A 15,972-nucleotide genomic window follows, 5' to 3' on the forward strand; every position below is an offset into this window, starting at 1 on the left:
CGTTGCCACAGGACGTGGCGCTCTTAGACTCCGTTCCTTATTCGTTCTCTGCGGGGTCTCACCTGTCTCGCTTTCCCGCAGGAGTCGCCATCTTTCGCTTCATAGATAATGTTCTAATAGATTTGGCATATAATAATGACCCATTTAATGTTCGTGTTTTTCATCAAATCTTTGAATCAAAAATTAATTCACTTACAATTCTTTTTGGATATATTCGCTAAATTCCTTGATGACTTTTTCATTTCTTCTATAATATGTCCATTTTCCAATTCGTTTTGATTCTAGTAAACCTGCATTTTGCATCATGTTAAGATAACTTGATACTACAGACTGCACAAGCTCTGTTTTTTCACGAATAGTACCTACGCATACGCCGCCTTCAAAGTGATCATTCTCTGTTAAATGCTGTTGGCGAGCAAAATGTTGCTCAGGATTTTTGAGCCATTCCAAAATCATTAATCGTTTTTCATTTGATAATGCTTTAAAAATTAGTATAGTTTCCATAGTTCCATTATATCTATTTTTCTAGATATATCAATTTATTAAATTGTATACAATCAAAAAAATCGACTAATTCCCTAAAAGAATTAGTCGATTCAAAATTATTTACTTAAACGAAGAGTTAATTCCCCTACGATTAATACGATTAAACCTTGTACATAGAAATAAGGCGTACCGATACCTGAAAGTAACACGATGATCGCTTGTACAATGATCATATAACGTACAATTTTCATAGTTGCCCTTTTCCGTGAATCCTGTGGTAAAGGATATAACATGTCCATCCGGAAATCTGTTGATGTTGTTAAAGCTTGCTTTAACTGGATAGCTGTTGCAAATGCAAGTGCCGCTGTCACTATAGCAATAGCAATTGGAATATGGATAAACGCTGCTGCTAAGGCCGACATCAAAGTTAAACGTAACCATAAATAGAAATGGTCATCTGTTCGAACAAAGGAACGAAAAACTAAGTATTCCTGCGTATTTTGTTTCGCATACGGGATTAATTTATAAGCCCAATCTAGCCATACACGACGTCTAATACTACCATGAATATTCGGAACATCTGTAAAGTAATTTGCGAATCTATAAATTCCCATCATACGATTTTCTTCTATTTGAACAAAATGCTCATATGGGAATGGCGTTTCATGTAATTTTCTTTTCCAAAACATTGGATAAGAAACGATAATTAAAAACATAATAATAATTGGAATAAAATGAACAGACAAAATAGATGCAATCAACACAAACGAACAAACCATTCGAACAATACGATCCATCCAAACTCTATGTCCTTTGTATGCCCATCGGTACGAAAATTCACTATGAATATTCCACCATTTAAGTAAGATTGCTGCTACTAATCCCATAATAATAATATTTGGTTCGAGCCCTGTTACTTGTCGAAGCATTGGCCATGTCACCATATAAAATAAGATAATTATTATAATTTGGGAACCAAATGTATATTTTAAAGCTTTATTAAAATATTGAGGTAATTTTGTTTCAAGAGGCAGTAAGTATACCTCATCCGGCTTTCGAATTAGTGTTACTGGTCTACTAAAGCCAAGAATAATCCCTATTATAGCTGCTGTTAGCCAAATTGCCGGAAAATCACTAGATGCTGTTTTTAGCCATTCGCTATATTGATAACCACCTGCACCAAGAACAAACATGATGACAATAGCTAAATGTCCTGTAAAAACAAAGCGCATATACTTTTGTACCTCACCCATATAGTGGGTAAATCTAGTACGCCAAACATCTTGCAAGCTATTCATCGTCTTGCTCCTTTGTCATTGCAATATACAAATCATCAAGCGTTGCATTTGGCATATTGAATGTTCGGCGTAAATCATCCATCGTACCATATGCACGCAAACGGCCATTATGCAATAATAGAATTTTATTGCAATGTTTTTCCGCTGTTGCTAATACATGCGTTGACATTAAAATAGCTGCGCCTTCTTTTTTCTTTGCATCCATTTGATCTAATAAAGATTGAATGGCTAAAGGATCTAGCCCTAAAAAAGGCTCATCAACAATATATAAAGAAGGATTAACTAAAAAGGCACACATAATCATTACTTTTTGACGCATCCCTTTTGAAAAATGTGATGGGAACCAATTCAATCGTTTTTCCATTCGAAATTCTTTTAGTAATGGTGTTACTCGTCCTTGCATTGTTTCTAGATCAATTCCATAAGCCATTGCTGTTAACTCTAAATGTTCTTTTAAAGTAAGTTCATCATAAAGCACTGGTGATTCTGGAATATAGGAGAAAGAAGAACGATATTGATCCATATCATCCTTAATAGACACACCATTTAGCAAAATTTCTCCCTTTTGTGGCGTCATTAATCCAATAATATGTTTAATCGTTGTACTTTTACCGGCACCGTTTAAACCGATTAAACCTACTAACTCCCCTGGTTCAATAGCAAAAGATAAATCATGAATAACAGGTTTTCGTGTATAACCACCTGTTACCGAGTGTAATTCTAATACCGTCATTCGAAGTCAACTCCTCTTCTTCTTACATTTTATCAAAAATTCCTCTTTCTAGCAGTTCTTATGTGGTAAAATGAATAGCAAAATAGTGAAAGGTGTGTTTTTACATGAGCGATTGTTTATTTTGCAAAATTATCGACGGCTCTATTCCAAGTACAAAAATCTATGAAGATGAGTTTGTCTATGCATTTATGGATATCGGTCCTTTAACAAAAGGGCATACGTTATTAATCCCAAAAGAGCATGTAGCGAATGTTTTTGAAATGTCCGAAGAAACAGCTGCAAATCTATTTAAAGTCGCTCCACGCATTGCGAATGCAATCAAAGATACGTTCAAACCAGCTGGTATGAATCTATTAAATAACAATGGTGCAGCTGCTGATCAAAGTGTATTCCACTTCCACTTACACTTTATACCAAGATATGATGAAACTGATGGTTATAAACCTACCTGGGTAACAAAACAAGATGAATTTACACCAGATATTTTAAAAGGACTAGCTGAAGAAATTAAAGCCAACCTAAATAAATAATAGGAATCAATTCATAAGATTGGAACTATTTGATAGCGCAGATGATGTTCTGCGCTTTTTATTATGCTTTTTTAGCAAATTTACTACCCTTATATTTATTCATATTCTTCAATGAGTCAATTTCATAAGTGCTTTTTTAGTTAAAAAATATTTTCTAAATAAACAATTTCATAATTCAACATTTATATAAATTATACGAACATTTCATGATATCCAATTATTTCATTGTGGAGCGAAAGACGGCGACTCCTACGGGAAAAGCTTGAGCTGAAAGCCCCGCAGGAACGTAGTGACGAGGAGATTGAAGCCAAGCCCGTGGAAAGCGCCGTCTGTAGCGGAACATCCAAATTTGAATATTGAAAAGTTAATGTGTTAATATGTTCGGATTTTTAAAAATCAAAAATGGATTTATGAAATAGTAATTTCTAGAAATAGCATAGAACAATCCAAATCCTATTGCCTTTCAAACAATTAAACTGTAAAATCATTATAAGTTTTCGCTTTCGATCATGAGGATACGGAAGGAGAACAAATAGTCGAGCTTAGGCATCTGAATAGGAGAGATGAGAAATGAATACGAAAAATTTAGTATTAATGGCACTACTTGTTGGTGTTGGGGCAGCTCTATACGTTGTCATTCCAGGGATTAATGGTGGTATGAAACCAGACTTCATGTTAACAATGATGTTCATCGGAATTCTACTGTTCCCTAGAGTGAAGGAAGTATTTTTACTTGCTGTAACTACCGGCGTAATTTCAGGACTATTTTCTACATTCCCAGGTGGATTTGTACCGAATATTATCGATAAATTTGTCACAGCATTCGTTTTTTACGCAATCGTTGTGTTATTGAAAAAAATAGCACAAAAAGTGGCAGTATCAGCAGTCCTTGCTGGTATCGGTACAATAATCTCAGGAAGTGTCTTTTTAGGTTCTGCAATTTTAGTAACTGGTGCTGATATTCCTTTCGGCGCATTATTCTTAACAGTAGTATTACCTGCTGTAGCCATTAATATCGTAGCATTCGTAATAATTTATCCTATTATTATGAATCTCGTAAAACGCTCTAAATTTACAACAGCTTTGAATCAGGCATAACTAACAAAGGAGTTGCCCAAAAGCTACTTTGGAGCAACTCTTTTGCTTTATATAATGAAATTCTAAGAGATATCTCATAGATAGTTTTCTCAAAATATGAGATATCTTCTTTTATTTTTTTAAAAACATGTTTTAATATAGTAAACGAGGGAAATACATATAGTGAAAGGAGACTGAATATTATGAAAGCCTCAACATTTTTCATTGGACTAACATCCGGACTTTTAGGTGGTGCTGCTGCAATATTATTGACAACTCCACAATCGGGAAAAGAATTACGTTCTTCTATTAAAGCTGCAAAAAATACAGCTAATAATCAAGTAAAAGATTTAAAACAACAAGTAACAAATATCAAAAATTCTATAAAAAATATTAAAGTTGAAGTAAATGAGACGATACCTAAGTTTGTAGAGGATACTAAATTATCTGTTTCTGAATGGCAGGAAGAAACAGCTCCTATACAAGAGCAACTACAGCAAGAAATCCAAGCTTTGCAAAACTCAGTAGAAGAAATTCAACAACAAGTGAATGCTTTTCAAAACAGAAAGGTAAAAAGTGAATAGCTTTATTCACTTTTTAATATTATTACACTAAAGTTTCTTTCACTAACATATCTTTATTCTATTGTATATTTCTGTAAGGCAATGATATAATATTAAGAAATTACGAAAGCGGTGATAGTTATGTCCGAAGAATTAATGGCGGCTAAACAAGCCATGCTCTATTCACAACGTATTGCTCAATTATCTAAAGCTCTCTGGAAAGCCGTAGAAAAAGATTGGCAAACATGGATTAAACCATATGACTTGAATATTAACGAACACCATGTATTACTAATTGCCAATAATTTAAAAGGTGCTTCCATCTCTGATATTGCTAAATTCGGAGTGATGCATGTATCAACAGCTTTTAATTTTTCGAAAAATTTAGAAGAACGTGGCTTGCTATCATTCTCTAAGCGTGATGATGATAAACGAAATACATATATTGAGCTCACCGAGAAAGGTCATTCATTACTTTTAGAGCTTTATGAAAACTTTAACCAAACTAGACATAGTGTGATTGAAGGTTCTGTCCCTTTAAAAGAAATGTACGGAAAATTCCCGCAATTTTTAGAATTAATTGCTTTAATTCGTAATATATATGGTGATGACTTTATGGATATCTTTGAAGATTCCTTAAAAAATATTGAAGAATAGTTAGACGTTCTAACACCCATAATGCAAATGCAATTTTCGGTGTTAGAACTTTTTTATACTTAACTCCCTTAACTTCCATTAATCTTATGTTTAATGTTCTTTTTCTTAAAAAAATAAGCTTGATTTTCCATTCAAAAAGCATTAATGTTATGTATCGATGATTTTATTTTATTTTAGAAATTGGAGATGCTAAAGTTGCATTGCTGGAAAACCATTAATGTACAGAAACAATACGGCCATGATCGTATTTTTTTATTTTCCACCATCTTTGTAATTATGGTCTTTTCTGTCTTTTATATTTCAATGACTGCTTATAAAGATAGCCCTATATCTGATCGATTATTCCCTCTATTTGTTTTAGCGTTTTTAATGATTTATCCCATTCATAAACTTTTGCATTTTTTACCTTTAATACGTTATCGCAAAAGATTACGCTTTTCTATAGAAAAACAATTTAAGCTTTTACCTGTACTAGCTATGCGTATTCATGAACCTATTTTAAAATCACGATATCTTGTTACGCTAATGGTACCTTTTATTATTTTGAACAGTATACTAATTATAGGGGCGATTAGCTTCCCTGCTTTTAGACACTATTTCTCTATTTTGCTTGCATACCATTGTGGATTATGCTTAATAGATTTACTGTATGTAAAACATTTAATTCGTTCACCTAAAAAAGCATTAATAGAAGAGACAGATAAAGGTTTTGAGATCCTCATACCTGTTTCGAGCAAATGATGACAAACTTGTCATCATTGCACCTCTTTTGTTATGCTATAGGGGTATAATAGAGGGGAGGAAAAGACTTGATCATCGCCATTGTCGTCCTATTCTCGGTGTTCTATCTGTTTCAAATAAATCGGATGACGTACGCTCTATGCGTACAGAAAGAGATTCCCGAGGAAAAACAACCTAAAATTTATCGCACAATTAATGTGCTTATAACAATTTTATTGATTTCATTTTACTTAGAAATGATGTTTACTCTATAAAATAGGCTGTGCATGGTCATGATACTTTCTTGTGCCCTGTCAAACTATAAGGAAAAAGACCATTTACCAAAAAGTAAATGGTCTTTTTGAATTATTAGTAACCTCCACCGTAGCTGTTGCAACCCATAAATGCTGCACCAACGATGATTAATAAGATGAAAAGAACAACCACTAATGCAAAGCTATTGTTTGAACTATAGTTACCACCTTGATAGCCTCCACTCATGTCTTACACCCCCTTTCTTAACTATCGTATGCACTGACGAAAATCATTCATAGGCGCTTTTGATTGCAACCTTTTCCATTTTTTTTCGTTGTATGTTATAGTTACATTTGCATAAGTAGAAGAGATCTAAGTTGGGAGAGATAAGGAAGATGAAAAAAACAGTTCTAACATTAACACTGGCAGCGTCTGTACTTGCATTGTCTGCTTGCGGTAACACTGGCAATGAAAAAGTTGCTACTAGTAAAGTAGGAGACGTTACAAAAGACCAACTTTACAACGAAATGAAAGATTCAGTTGGTAAATCAGCATTACAACTAATCGTTATCGAAAATGTATTAAACGATAAATACAAAGTATCTGATAAAGAAGTTGAAGCTGAGTTCAACAAACAAAAAGAACAAATGGGTAGTAGTTTTGAACAATCTTTAGCTGCTCAAAATATGACTGAAAAATCCTTTAAACGTGGCATCAAACTAAATCTTTTACAAGAAGCTGCTCTAGCTGACGGTGTAAAAGTATCTGAAGATGAAATGAAAGCTTATTACGAAGAAATGAAAACAGAATTAAAAGCTAGTCATATTCTTGTTGCTGATGAAAAAACAGCTAAAGAAATTAAAGCTAAGTTAGATAAAGGTGAAGACTTTGCTACTCTTGCTAAAAAATATTCAACTGACACAGGTTCACAAGCTGCTGGTGGTGAACTAGGTTGGTTTGGTCCAGATAAAATGGTCCCTGAATTCACAAAAGCTGCATATTCTCTTAAAAAAGGTGAAATCAGCGAACCTGTAAAAACTTCATTCGGTTACCACATTATCAAATTAGAGGATACTCGTGACGCTAAAGTTAAAGGTTCTTATGAAGATAACAAAGCAGCAATTAAGAAAAAATTACAACTTCAAAAAGCTGACCAAACACAGTTGGTAGCAAAAGTTTCAAAATTAATTAAAGATGCTGATGTAAAAATTGAAGATAAAGACTTAAAAGATGCGCTAGATCAATTTACAAGCGCAGCAGCAACATCTAAATAATTAAAAAAACTCGGACAAGCCATTGTCCGAGTTTTTTTTGCCTTCAGCCTAAACTACATAGCCTGAGGGTTATTTAAATCGTTATTCAATAGTGGGTTTATAGAACGAGCGATTATCAAGTGGAAATAATCGTTCTGTAAATTCTCCAGGTTGCGTTTTTCCGAGTGCGCGTTTTAAAGTGTTCATTTTTGCATCAATATTATCAATATAGTGTAACATTTCAGCTTCTTGAAGCATTGGCTTTTTAGGGCTACCCCATTCTTCTTTTCCATGGTGAGATAATACCATATGTTGAAGAAGCATTACTTCCTCTCCCTCAATATTCAGTTTTTCTGCTGCAAGTGCAATTTCACTCACCATGATTGAAATATGGCCAAGCATATTCCCTGTTACTGTATAACTTGTAGAAACCGGTCCAGATAGTTCTACTATCTTACCAATATCATGTAAGATTATACCTGAATACAATAAATCTCTATTTAACGTTGGATATAAATCCGCAATCGCCTTTCCAAGTTTTAGCATAGACACTACATGATCTAATAATCCTGAAGCATAATCATGGTGGTTTTTAGTTGCTGCTGGGAAAGTCATTACGGATTCCTGATTTTCCATTATTAAGTATCGTGTAAGACGAGAAATATTAGGATTCTTGATTTCGAAGAAAAATTCCATTAATTGATCAAATAGTGCCTCCTTCGGCGTTTCTGCAGATTGCACTAAATCTGTTACTGAGATATTTTCATCTGGATTTACTGGTCGAATTGTTTTGATACGCAGTTGCAATTTGCCACGATAATCATGAATTTCTCCACCAATGCGAACTATGCCACCTGCTTGATACATGTTCTCTTGCTCTTCTCCTGTATCCCAAAGCTTTGCTTCAACACTGCCACTTTTATCTTGTAATATGAGTGTCATAAATGGTTTCCCCATTGTTGTAACACCTTTTGTAGCTTGTTTAATGAGTAAATATTGATCGACTGGTGCTCCTGCTTGTAATGTTGCAACCCCATTCATACCGAAGTCAATCCCCTTTCATTTTTGAGTTCTGCCACATGGATGATATTTGATGTCTCCCATTGACCCAGCATGTCTTCATGACATGTAAAATAAAGTATTTGATGTTCGATTGCTATACTTTGTATTAATTGTACCATGTAAGCTATTCGTAAACGATCAAAATGGACAAATGGATCATCCATAATAATTGAGAATGGTGCAGATTGTTGTAATGATTTAGCTAATGCAAAGCGAAGAGCAATATAGGCTTGCTCTTTTGTTGCTTGGGACAATTCTGCAATTGAATAGCGAATTCCCTCTATTGATAATACTTCGAATCTTCCTTCTGTATTCATATAAAGTGACTCATATCGATTATTTGTCAACATTTTGAAGAATGATTCGGCTTGTTGTAATACTGCTGGAAGCTTTTCTTCTTTTAGTTGGTGAAGAGTTTCTTGAATCGCTGAAGTAATGAGTTTTGAAATTGCCCATTCTTTAGCACTTTCATTTAAAGCAGCTTTTTGTTGCTCAAAGTGCTGCAATTCATTTCCATATTGTTGATCTTGCAAAAGATGTTCTGTCTGTGCATAAAGAGTAGCTTGCTCTTTTAATAGGCCATTTTTTTGTTGCTGTAGCTTTAACCCTTCTTCTTTGAATTTATCTAATTTATTATTCGCATCCTGTATAGTCCATTTTGTCAAGAGTACTTGATCATCGAACATTTGAAGTTGTATATCGATTTGCTTCATCTCTTGCTTTATATTCATAAATTGTGAATATTGATTTGCAGCTTCATAATATTCATTCGAAGTTTGGACGCCAGCTTCTTGCAGTAATTTCTTCATTTCACCTTGATACGTATCATCAAGTAATTGTAACTCTTCTATTTGATGCAGCAATTGTTGTTGTCGCTTGAGTGAGCTCTCCATCAAATGTTTATGTTCCACCATCTGTTGATAAGTACGTTGCACAACTGTGGACAAATTTTCTGTTGTACAGGACATATTACAAGCTTTAGAAGCTTCTTGAAGTCGCTCTTCGCTAAAATTGAATAGTTGAGCTCTCTGTTTTGATTTTGTTATTAAACGACTATTTGTTTTTTGAAGTTCACGAACATTTCTAAATAACTCATTTAGTAATTCCGGTTGTAAATCTCCTGAAATTTGAAACCTAGCTAAAAACAATTTTAATTGTTCTTTACTCTGTACTACATTCATTTTAAGCTTACTTAATGATTTAGCTACTTGTTGTTGTTCCATTTCTTTATCTTCTAGTTGCTTCTCAACTAAAGCTACTCGATCATCGTATTGACGAATTGATTGCTCAAGGTGATCCATTTCAGCTGATTTCATACGTACGATCTGAATTTTTCTTTCATACTTTTCTTTATGAGTGCTGTTTTTCGTATTCTTTGATTGACGACCAAAGAATGCAAAAATTATAATAGCTGCGACCAATCCAATAATTAAAACTACTATTTCCCCTTGTAACACACCAAGTATTATTGAAATTACTGCTACCAAAAAACTTAACAGCCTCGCTAATTGATCTGATCCCTTATTACGCTGTTGTTGTAATATCGCCTTCGCTTCAACAGCTTCTTCCTTTTCCTTATACCAGTCATTCAGACGTGCTTTGTCTTGCTCAGTAGGCTTACCAGTATATAATTCATCAAGTCTCATCGATAATGTTTGAATTTCTTCTTGTAATCGATCAGCTGTGCGCTCTTGGAATCGATATTGTTCTTCTTGTTCTTTTAATTGCTTAATTAGACTTTGAAACTGATCATCTTGCTGTAAGGATACTTCTGTTTGTAAGACCAAATGTTGTTGTTCTTCATTTACTAACCCCAAAAGTTGGAATTGGGTATGCATTTCCTGTTGTAATGTTTGGATATCCCTATCTAATTGCCGAATCTGTATTTGCCATTCTCGCCATTCTCCATCACGATCAACGAGATCTTTTAATTTACTCAAACGATATTCATCGAACTCTGCACGTAAATCTGCCAATAACAGCTCGTAGTCATGATGAACCTTTTTTAATGTCGCTTCATTTGTTAACTTTCGGTCATGCAATTGTTCATAACGATTAATGCCATTTGCAGGGAACGATGTATATGAAATAGAGGATATTTGGGATTCTAATTTTCGTTTTTCATCCAATAAAGGTGAGAGCTGACGAAACTCATTTAACTGGTGCATATCTTTTTGAAGTCGTTGTTCCTTTTCTTGAAGATGAACTAATTCAAATTGAATTTCATCAATTCTTTTCATAGATGGTTCATAACTATCTAATTTTTTTCTTTCCTCTTTTAATTGTTGATCTTGTTTTACTAAATCCATTATCTGTTGATTTAAAAGAGGGACTTTGCCTGATTTTTTGAATAAATCGTGCTGTCTTTTTTCCAACTGTTCTCTAACATTTGATAACTGATCTGCTCCAGTAGTACCTGATGCTAGTAAAACACGACTTAACTCTTCTTCAGATAGATTTTCAATTTGTTGTAATTGATTCACGGAAAAGGAGAATACAGCTTCAAAGCTCTGACGATTGTACCCTCTTAATATTTTTGCAAGTAATTCTTCATTACCTTGTTCACCATTCGGAAGATAAACTGTAACATCTCCAGTTGCCTTTCCTTTAACACGTTCGATAATGCAATTTCCAAATTCTTGATCGACTAAATGAACTTGTCCTCCGTATTTTCCACCTTTTTTCGGCTCATAACGAAGTTGTTGCTGGTTTTTCTGAGGGAAACCAAAAAGGATTTGTAATATAAATTGTTGAATCGTCGTTTTCCCTGCTTCATTTAATCCATAAAAAACATTGATGCCCTTTGTAAGTTCAACCGTTATGTCCTCATGTTGACCAAAACCATAAATCAACAATTTCCGAATATACATCACAACACCTCTTATCCTTTATTCGTACTCATATTTCGCTTAAATAATTGTTTAGCCTCTAATACAAGATGGTTTAATTCTTCATTTGTTAGTTCTTCAAAATATCGACTACCTTTTGGATGTTGATACAAATCTTTTACTACCTCTTTCAGGTGTTGTGGATCCCACTCATTTAATACTTGAATCACAGATTCAGTCGCTATCGTCGGTTCATACGTATCGACTGTGTATTTATCAATTTCAAGAGCTTGTACCCATATGAAAGGAGTGTATTCCTCCTCTTGTTCACGGATAACCTCAAGCCATTCAGCAACGCTTGAATCTTCAAATAATGACATTCCTTTTTGATCAATATTCGTTAACTCAAGCCAGACAACACCAGCTCCATATTGCTTACGAAAATCCTCTATTGCTTGTCCACATACTCGTAGTACTTCATTCGCATGAATTAGATTTCCACAGTCCACCTCGATCTTTTCATAAACAATCGCTGAAGTCGGGATAAAAGTACAGTCTGCTGCAAAGTTTGCTATTGTCACATCATAAAATCCTTTTACTCCTTGTTCTTTACGATGTCTACTTTGAATATTCCCTGGATAAATAATAGGAGGATCTGTGTGCAAAACTTGGCGCTTATGTATATGACCAAGAGCCCAATAATCATAATTTTTTGATAGCAATTCATCAATCGTAAAAGGTGCATAGACGTCATGACTTGTATTACCTTGTAAGCTTCCATGCAACATCCCGATATGAACGGCATTTTGCTCAGTAGCAATTGGATAAGTATCAATCATTGCTTGTGGTACATGTCGTTCTGGATAACTAAATCCATATATTTTAACCTGTATATCCCGAACATTCAGTACAAATCTTGTTGTTTCTTTTGGCATAACAAATACATTTTCAGGTAAAGAAAAGCGTGTCCACTTTCCTTTTAGATGATCGTGGTTACCATAACTAATAATGACAGGAATTTGATGTTCAGATAGTTGTTCCATACCACTTTGAAATATTTTTTGTGCTCGAAGGCTTCGTTCTTCCCCATCATAAATATCACCTACTATAAGTACAAAATCAGGCTTTTCTTCAATTGCTTTTTGAATTAATGTCAAAAAAGCTTCAAATGTACTATTTCGTAATTTTTCAAAACCTTTTTCAGGCAGTTCAGACATTCCTTTAAAAGGGCTATCTAAGTGCAAATCAGCTGTATGAAAAAATCGAATCGAAGACATCTTAATACCCCTTTCTTGATACGAATATTTGTTCTTATTTTACCATAAATTTCTATGTATTTATAGCGTTTTATGCTCGCTAATCACAGTTTTTTATATACAAATAGCTGGCGTATTTTGTATACTGAATACATATTCATTATAAGGGGTGGGAGTTATGCAAGTTTTTCGTTTTACAGCTTTTGAAAAAACCGGAGAGATTATTAAAGATGAAACATGGGAATTCTCAGATGAGGCTACAGCGAAATTCCAAGGAGCAGAGAAAATCGAACAACTTGGGCTATTAGAAAAAACACATCGTTTAGTGAATTCAAGTGGTAAATTAATCTTATTTCATGTTTAAAACTATTGTGCTCTCTTTCCAGCAGGAGTCTTCCTCCGCTCTAGTAAGATGCACAATAAAAATCAATAATCTATCATAAATATTTCAAATACAAAGGGGCTTATCCACTTATTGGACAGCCCCTAAATTTTCAAGTCGAAAGTTATATTGAAATAGTCATAAACTTTATTTTCCCTCGAAATTAGCAGGACGTTTTTCTACAAATGCTCTGATTCCTTCCAAATGATCTGCTGTTTTACGCATTCTTATTTGAGTTTCAGCTTCCATTTCTAAAATATTGTTTAGCTCAGCTTGTTTTTGAGCATGTAGAATCTTTTTCGTTTCGATCATTGCTGCAAGTGGAGAGTGTAGCAGTTTTTGAGCTAATTGTCCTGCTTGTTCTATTGCAGTTCCATTTTCCACAACTTCATCGACTAAGCCTATTTTTTTAGCAGCTGCTCCATTTAAAACTTCTCCAGCCCAAATCATTTGTTTAGCCTTTGGAACGCTTAATCTTTCTTTCATAAAGAAATGACCTGCCCCGTCTGGAATAAGACCAATCCCAATAAAATTCATTGCCAACTTACAATCTTCTTCTGCAATAATAATGTCAGACGATAAAGCTAAACTAAAGCCAAGCCCTGCCGCTGCTCCATGAACTGCTGCAATCGTAACCATCGGCAAAGAATAGAATGACTTGACTATTCGTGAAATATCCACCATGATTTCTTCAATATCAAAGCTTTCTTCCCCATCATTTCCAAGCATCGCTTTAATATCTCCGCCAGCAGAAAATACTTTTCCACTGCCTTTTAAAATGAGTAACTGTATAGTCGATTCATTTTGTAATGCTTCAAAACAATTCGCTAATTCTCTAAGCATTACACCATCCATAGCATTCATTGATTGTGGTCGATTCAAACTCACAATCACTAGTCTCCCATTTCTTTCAACCGTAATCGTTTCAAATCCCATTCTAACACCCCTTGTTTCTTATGAATAAAATTTATGTTTACATTTAAATTCTATTTTTAATAATAAATACCTTCATTTTTTTTACTTTATTTAAATAGTTAAGTACAAATCACGAACAATCTTTTACCTTTAAAATGTTTTTAAAATATTAATTATGTGTTTTAACTCTTAATCTAATCCATGAAATTTCAACTAAACCCTTTAAGTAAATAGACTATTTTTAATATTTAAATATACAAATATGTCCTCCTCAAAAAGACGTATATTCAATTTCAAAAAACAATAAAAAGTTCGTGATTAAGCGTATTTTATTAGCATACAAAACATTAATTTTAAGAAATTTTGAAAATATGGTTGACATTCGTTGTTTTTGGTTTTAATATTGGATTAAATTTAATACGACGAAAAAATACGACGACGAAGACATGCTTAACGATTTGAAAATCCCACAGCGAGCTGATGGTAGGTGGAAATCAGTGATTTCAACGGTAAGTTCCACTTCTGAGTAGGTATTCTGAACATTCCAAAGTAGGTATACCCGGCCCATGCACGTTAAGCATATAGCAAAGACTGTCCACTATAAAAGGACAGTAAACAAGGGTGGTACCGCGATTGTTCATACAAGCTTTTCGCCCCTTACGACGGTAAGGGTGTGGAAAGCTTTTTATTTTTGGCTTAAGCGGCTCGTTTATTCCAATAAGCTAGTCACTTGTGCTGAATCAATTTTCCAAAAACGAGAGGAGCAATTATTCATGTTAAAAGATTACCAACTATTACGTATTCCGGGACCAACACCAATTCCACCAAGCGTTGAGCGTGCAATGGCTAAGCCAATGATTGGGCATCGTGGCAACGAAACTAGTCAGATGATTCAAAATATTAAACCTAGACTGAAAAAAGTATTTGGTACAACTGAGGATGTCATGATGTTAACAGGTAGTGGTACCTCAGGTCTTGAAGCTGCAATCGTAAACGTTGTGAAACCAGAAGATAAAGTGTTAGTTGTTGCTACAGGTGTATTCGGTAACCGTTTCACAAAAATCTGTGAAGCATACCAAATTAACGTAGAAGAATACAAAGTAGAATGGGGTACTGCATTAAACCCAGCTGAAATTGCTGAATATGTTAAAGCTAACCCAGATATCAAAGCTGTATTCTCTACTTACTGCGAAACATCAACAGGTGTTCTAAACCCAGTTGGTGAATTAGCTCAAGCAATTCATGCGGTAAATAACGAAACATTGGTCATCATTGATGGTGTATCTTGCATGGCTGGCGTTGAAACAAAAATGGATGAATGGGGCATTGATGTTGTTGTAACTGGTTCTCAAAAAGCATTTATGTTACCAGCTGGCTTAAACTTTATCGCAGCTAGCGAACGTGCTTGGAAAGTAATCGAATCTAATCCGAAAAAAGGATTCTATTTAGACCTTACAAAATATCGTGATAATTTAGCGAAAGACACTACTCCTTTCACGCCAGCATTATCACTATTATTCGGTTTAGAACAAGTACTTGAAAACTTCGAACAAGAAGGTCTTGAAAATGTATATGCTCGTCATCAATTAATGCGTGATATGACTCGTGCAGCTTTCAAAGCTTTAGATCTTCCACTATTTGCTTCAGACGAAGATGGTTCTCCAACTGTTACTTCTGTAAAACCAGAAGACTTTGATGCAGAAGCATTCCGTAAAGTATTAAAAGCTGACTTCAACCTATCAGTTGCAGGTGGTCAAGCAGATCTTAAAGGTAAAATCTTCCGAGTTGGTCATATGGGCTATTGCGCACCAACAGATGTACTTCAATATCTAGCTGCAATGGAAATTGCACTTGTTAAAGTAGGGAAAAACATTCAACTTGGTGCTGGTATTGCAGCAGCTCAGGCGATTTACTTACAAAATACAGCAGAAAAAGTTGCACAATAAGGAGAGATTGT

At 34.4% G+C, this 15,972-nt stretch carries 17 protein-coding genes and 1 other annotated feature; of the genes, 9 read left to right on the forward strand and 8 right to left on the reverse strand.

Annotated elements, in window-relative coordinates; all coding sequences use genetic code 11:
• Positions 1-192: 192 nt before the first annotated feature.
• The 3 genes from ABE048_RS01400 to ABE048_RS01410 form a co-directional block, all read right to left on the reverse strand.
• Positions 193-504 (reverse strand): ArsR/SmtB family transcription factor, encoded by a 312-nt coding sequence (locus tag ABE048_RS01400; protein WP_430308699.1) that lies wholly within the window; start codon positions 502-504, stop codon positions 193-195.
• Positions 505-602: 98 nt separating this feature from the next.
• Positions 603-1,784 carry an ABC transporter permease gene (locus tag ABE048_RS01405; RefSeq protein WP_430308700.1) on the reverse strand — a complete coding sequence of 394 codons (1,182 nt, stop codon included), beginning with the start codon at positions 1,782-1,784 and terminating at the stop codon, positions 603-605.
• Complete coding sequence (locus ABE048_RS01410; RefSeq protein ID WP_430308701.1) at positions 1,777-2,517, reverse strand: ABC transporter ATP-binding protein; 741 nt, start codon at positions 2,515-2,517, stop codon at positions 1,777-1,779. The genes ABE048_RS01405 and ABE048_RS01410 overlap by 8 nt, the downstream gene beginning before the upstream one ends.
• 104 nt (positions 2,518-2,621) lie before the next feature.
• Between ABE048_RS01410 and ABE048_RS01415 the strand changes: the two genes are divergently transcribed.
• From ABE048_RS01415 to ABE048_RS01440, 6 genes are all read left to right on the forward strand, one after another.
• On the forward strand, positions 2,622-3,047 hold the full coding sequence (locus ABE048_RS01415) for an HIT family protein (RefSeq protein WP_430308702.1): 426 nt from the start codon (positions 2,622-2,624) through the stop codon (positions 3,045-3,047).
• A 570-nt stretch (positions 3,048-3,617) separates the two neighbouring features.
• On the forward strand, positions 3,618-4,145 hold the full coding sequence (locus ABE048_RS01420) for a tryptophan transporter (protein ID WP_430308703.1): 528 nt from the start codon (positions 3,618-3,620) through the stop codon (positions 4,143-4,145).
• 182 nt (positions 4,146-4,327) lie between these two features.
• Positions 4,328-4,708 (forward strand): YtxH domain-containing protein, encoded by a 381-nt coding sequence (locus ABE048_RS01425; RefSeq protein WP_430308704.1) that lies wholly within the window; start codon positions 4,328-4,330, stop codon positions 4,706-4,708.
• Between the two features lie 114 nt (positions 4,709-4,822).
• A complete protein-coding gene (locus tag ABE048_RS01430) occupies positions 4,823-5,344 on the forward strand; it encodes an HTH-type transcriptional regulator Hpr (protein WP_430308733.1) in 522 nt (173 codons plus the stop codon).
• A 195-nt stretch (positions 5,345-5,539) separates the two neighbouring features.
• The gene (locus ABE048_RS01435; RefSeq protein WP_430308705.1) at positions 5,540-6,085 is read left to right on the forward strand and encodes a DUF3267 domain-containing protein; all 546 of its coding nucleotides are present in this window, start codon (positions 5,540-5,542) and stop codon (positions 6,083-6,085) included.
• Positions 6,086-6,153: 68 nt separating this feature from the next.
• Positions 6,154-6,339: a hypothetical protein gene (locus tag ABE048_RS01440; protein WP_430308706.1), complete on the forward strand. Its 186-nt coding sequence runs from the start codon at positions 6,154-6,156 to the stop codon at positions 6,337-6,339.
• Positions 6,340-6,433: 94 nt separating this feature from the next.
• Here the strand turns inward: ABE048_RS01440 and ABE048_RS01445 are convergent, their stop codons facing one another.
• Positions 6,434-6,565, reverse strand: coding sequence for a YjcZ family sporulation protein (locus ABE048_RS01445; RefSeq protein WP_430308707.1), 132 nt, complete (start codon positions 6,563-6,565; stop codon positions 6,434-6,436).
• A 149-nt stretch (positions 6,566-6,714) separates the two neighbouring features.
• Between ABE048_RS01445 and ABE048_RS01450 the strand changes: the two genes are divergently transcribed.
• A complete protein-coding gene (locus ABE048_RS01450) occupies positions 6,715-7,593 on the forward strand; it encodes a peptidylprolyl isomerase (protein WP_430308708.1) in 879 nt (292 codons plus the stop codon).
• An 81-nt stretch (positions 7,594-7,674) separates the two neighbouring features.
• On the opposite strand, the gene yhaM is transcribed toward ABE048_RS01450, so the two are convergent.
• The 3 genes from yhaM to ABE048_RS01465 are packed head-to-tail and all read right to left on the reverse strand — an operon-like array spanning position 7,675 to position 12,739.
• Positions 7,675-8,613 (reverse strand): 3'-5' exoribonuclease YhaM, encoded by a 939-nt coding sequence (gene yhaM, locus ABE048_RS01455; RefSeq protein ID WP_430308709.1) that lies wholly within the window; start codon positions 8,611-8,613, stop codon positions 7,675-7,677.
• A complete protein-coding gene (locus ABE048_RS01460) occupies positions 8,610-11,504 on the reverse strand; it encodes an AAA family ATPase (RefSeq protein WP_430308710.1) in 2,895 nt (964 codons plus the stop codon). Before ABE048_RS01460 ends, yhaM begins: the two co-directional genes overlap by 4 nt.
• Before the next feature lie 11 nt (positions 11,505-11,515).
• Positions 11,516-12,739, reverse strand: coding sequence for a metallophosphoesterase family protein (locus ABE048_RS01465; protein ID WP_430308711.1), 1,224 nt, complete (start codon positions 12,737-12,739; stop codon positions 11,516-11,518).
• A gap of 157 nt (positions 12,740-12,896) precedes the next feature.
• On the opposite strand from ABE048_RS01465, the gene ABE048_RS01470 reads away from it, so the two are divergent.
• A complete protein-coding gene (locus ABE048_RS01470) occupies positions 12,897-13,082 on the forward strand; it encodes a YhzD family protein (RefSeq protein ID WP_430308712.1) in 186 nt (61 codons plus the stop codon).
• A gap of 165 nt (positions 13,083-13,247) precedes the next feature.
• Here the strand turns inward: ABE048_RS01470 and ABE048_RS01475 are convergent, their stop codons facing one another.
• Positions 13,248-14,036, reverse strand: coding sequence for an enoyl-CoA hydratase (locus tag ABE048_RS01475; RefSeq protein WP_430308713.1), 789 nt, complete (start codon positions 14,034-14,036; stop codon positions 13,248-13,250).
• Positions 14,037-14,441: 405 nt separating this feature from the next.
• Positions 14,442-14,676: a binding site (T-box leader), on the forward strand.
• A 112-nt stretch (positions 14,677-14,788) separates the two neighbouring features.
• Here ABE048_RS01475 and ABE048_RS01480 point away from each other — a divergent pair.
• Entirely contained in the window at positions 14,789-15,961 is a 1,173-nt protein-coding gene (locus ABE048_RS01480; RefSeq protein WP_430308714.1) for a pyridoxal-phosphate-dependent aminotransferase family protein, read from the forward strand.
• Positions 15,962-15,972: the final 11 nt, after the last annotated feature.

The organism is Rummeliibacillus pycnus, from assembly GCF_050459865.1.
Lineage (GTDB): Bacteria > Bacillota > Bacilli > Bacillales_A > Planococcaceae > Rummeliibacillus > Rummeliibacillus pycnus_B.

Coding starts and splice junctions, on each gene's coding strand:
- ABE048_RS01460 (WP_430308710.1), bottom strand. CDS start 11,504: ATGTATATTCGGAAATTGTTGATTTATGGTTTTGGTCAACATGAGGAC.
- ABE048_RS01450 (WP_430308708.1), top strand. CDS start 6,715: ATGAAAAAAACAGTTCTAACATTAACACTGGCAGCGTCTGTACTTGCA.
- ABE048_RS01465 (WP_430308711.1), bottom strand. CDS start 12,739: ATGTCTTCGATTCGATTTTTTCATACAGCTGATTTGCACTTAGATAGC.
- ABE048_RS01470 (WP_430308712.1), top strand. CDS start 12,897: ATGCAAGTTTTTCGTTTTACAGCTTTTGAAAAAACCGGAGAGATTATT.
- yhaM (WP_430308709.1), bottom strand. CDS start 8,613: ATGAATGGGGTTGCAACATTACAAGCAGGAGCACCAGTCGATCAATAT.
- ABE048_RS01405 (WP_430308700.1), bottom strand. CDS start 1,784: ATGAATAGCTTGCAAGATGTTTGGCGTACTAGATTTACCCACTATATG.
- ABE048_RS01410 (WP_430308701.1), bottom strand. CDS start 2,517: ATGACGGTATTAGAATTACACTCGGTAACAGGTGGTTATACACGAAAA.
- ABE048_RS01400 (WP_430308699.1), bottom strand. CDS start 504: ATGGAAACTATACTAATTTTTAAAGCATTATCAAATGAAAAACGATTA.
- ABE048_RS01480 (WP_430308714.1), top strand. CDS start 14,789: ATGTTAAAAGATTACCAACTATTACGTATTCCGGGACCAACACCAATT.
- ABE048_RS01445 (WP_430308707.1), bottom strand. CDS start 6,565: ATGAGTGGAGGCTATCAAGGTGGTAACTATAGTTCAAACAATAGCTTT.
- ABE048_RS01475 (WP_430308713.1), bottom strand. CDS start 14,036: ATGGGATTTGAAACGATTACGGTTGAAAGAAATGGGAGACTAGTGATT.
- ABE048_RS01415 (WP_430308702.1), top strand. CDS start 2,622: ATGAGCGATTGTTTATTTTGCAAAATTATCGACGGCTCTATTCCAAGT.
- ABE048_RS01420 (WP_430308703.1), top strand. CDS start 3,618: ATGAATACGAAAAATTTAGTATTAATGGCACTACTTGTTGGTGTTGGG.
- ABE048_RS01425 (WP_430308704.1), top strand. CDS start 4,328: ATGAAAGCCTCAACATTTTTCATTGGACTAACATCCGGACTTTTAGGT.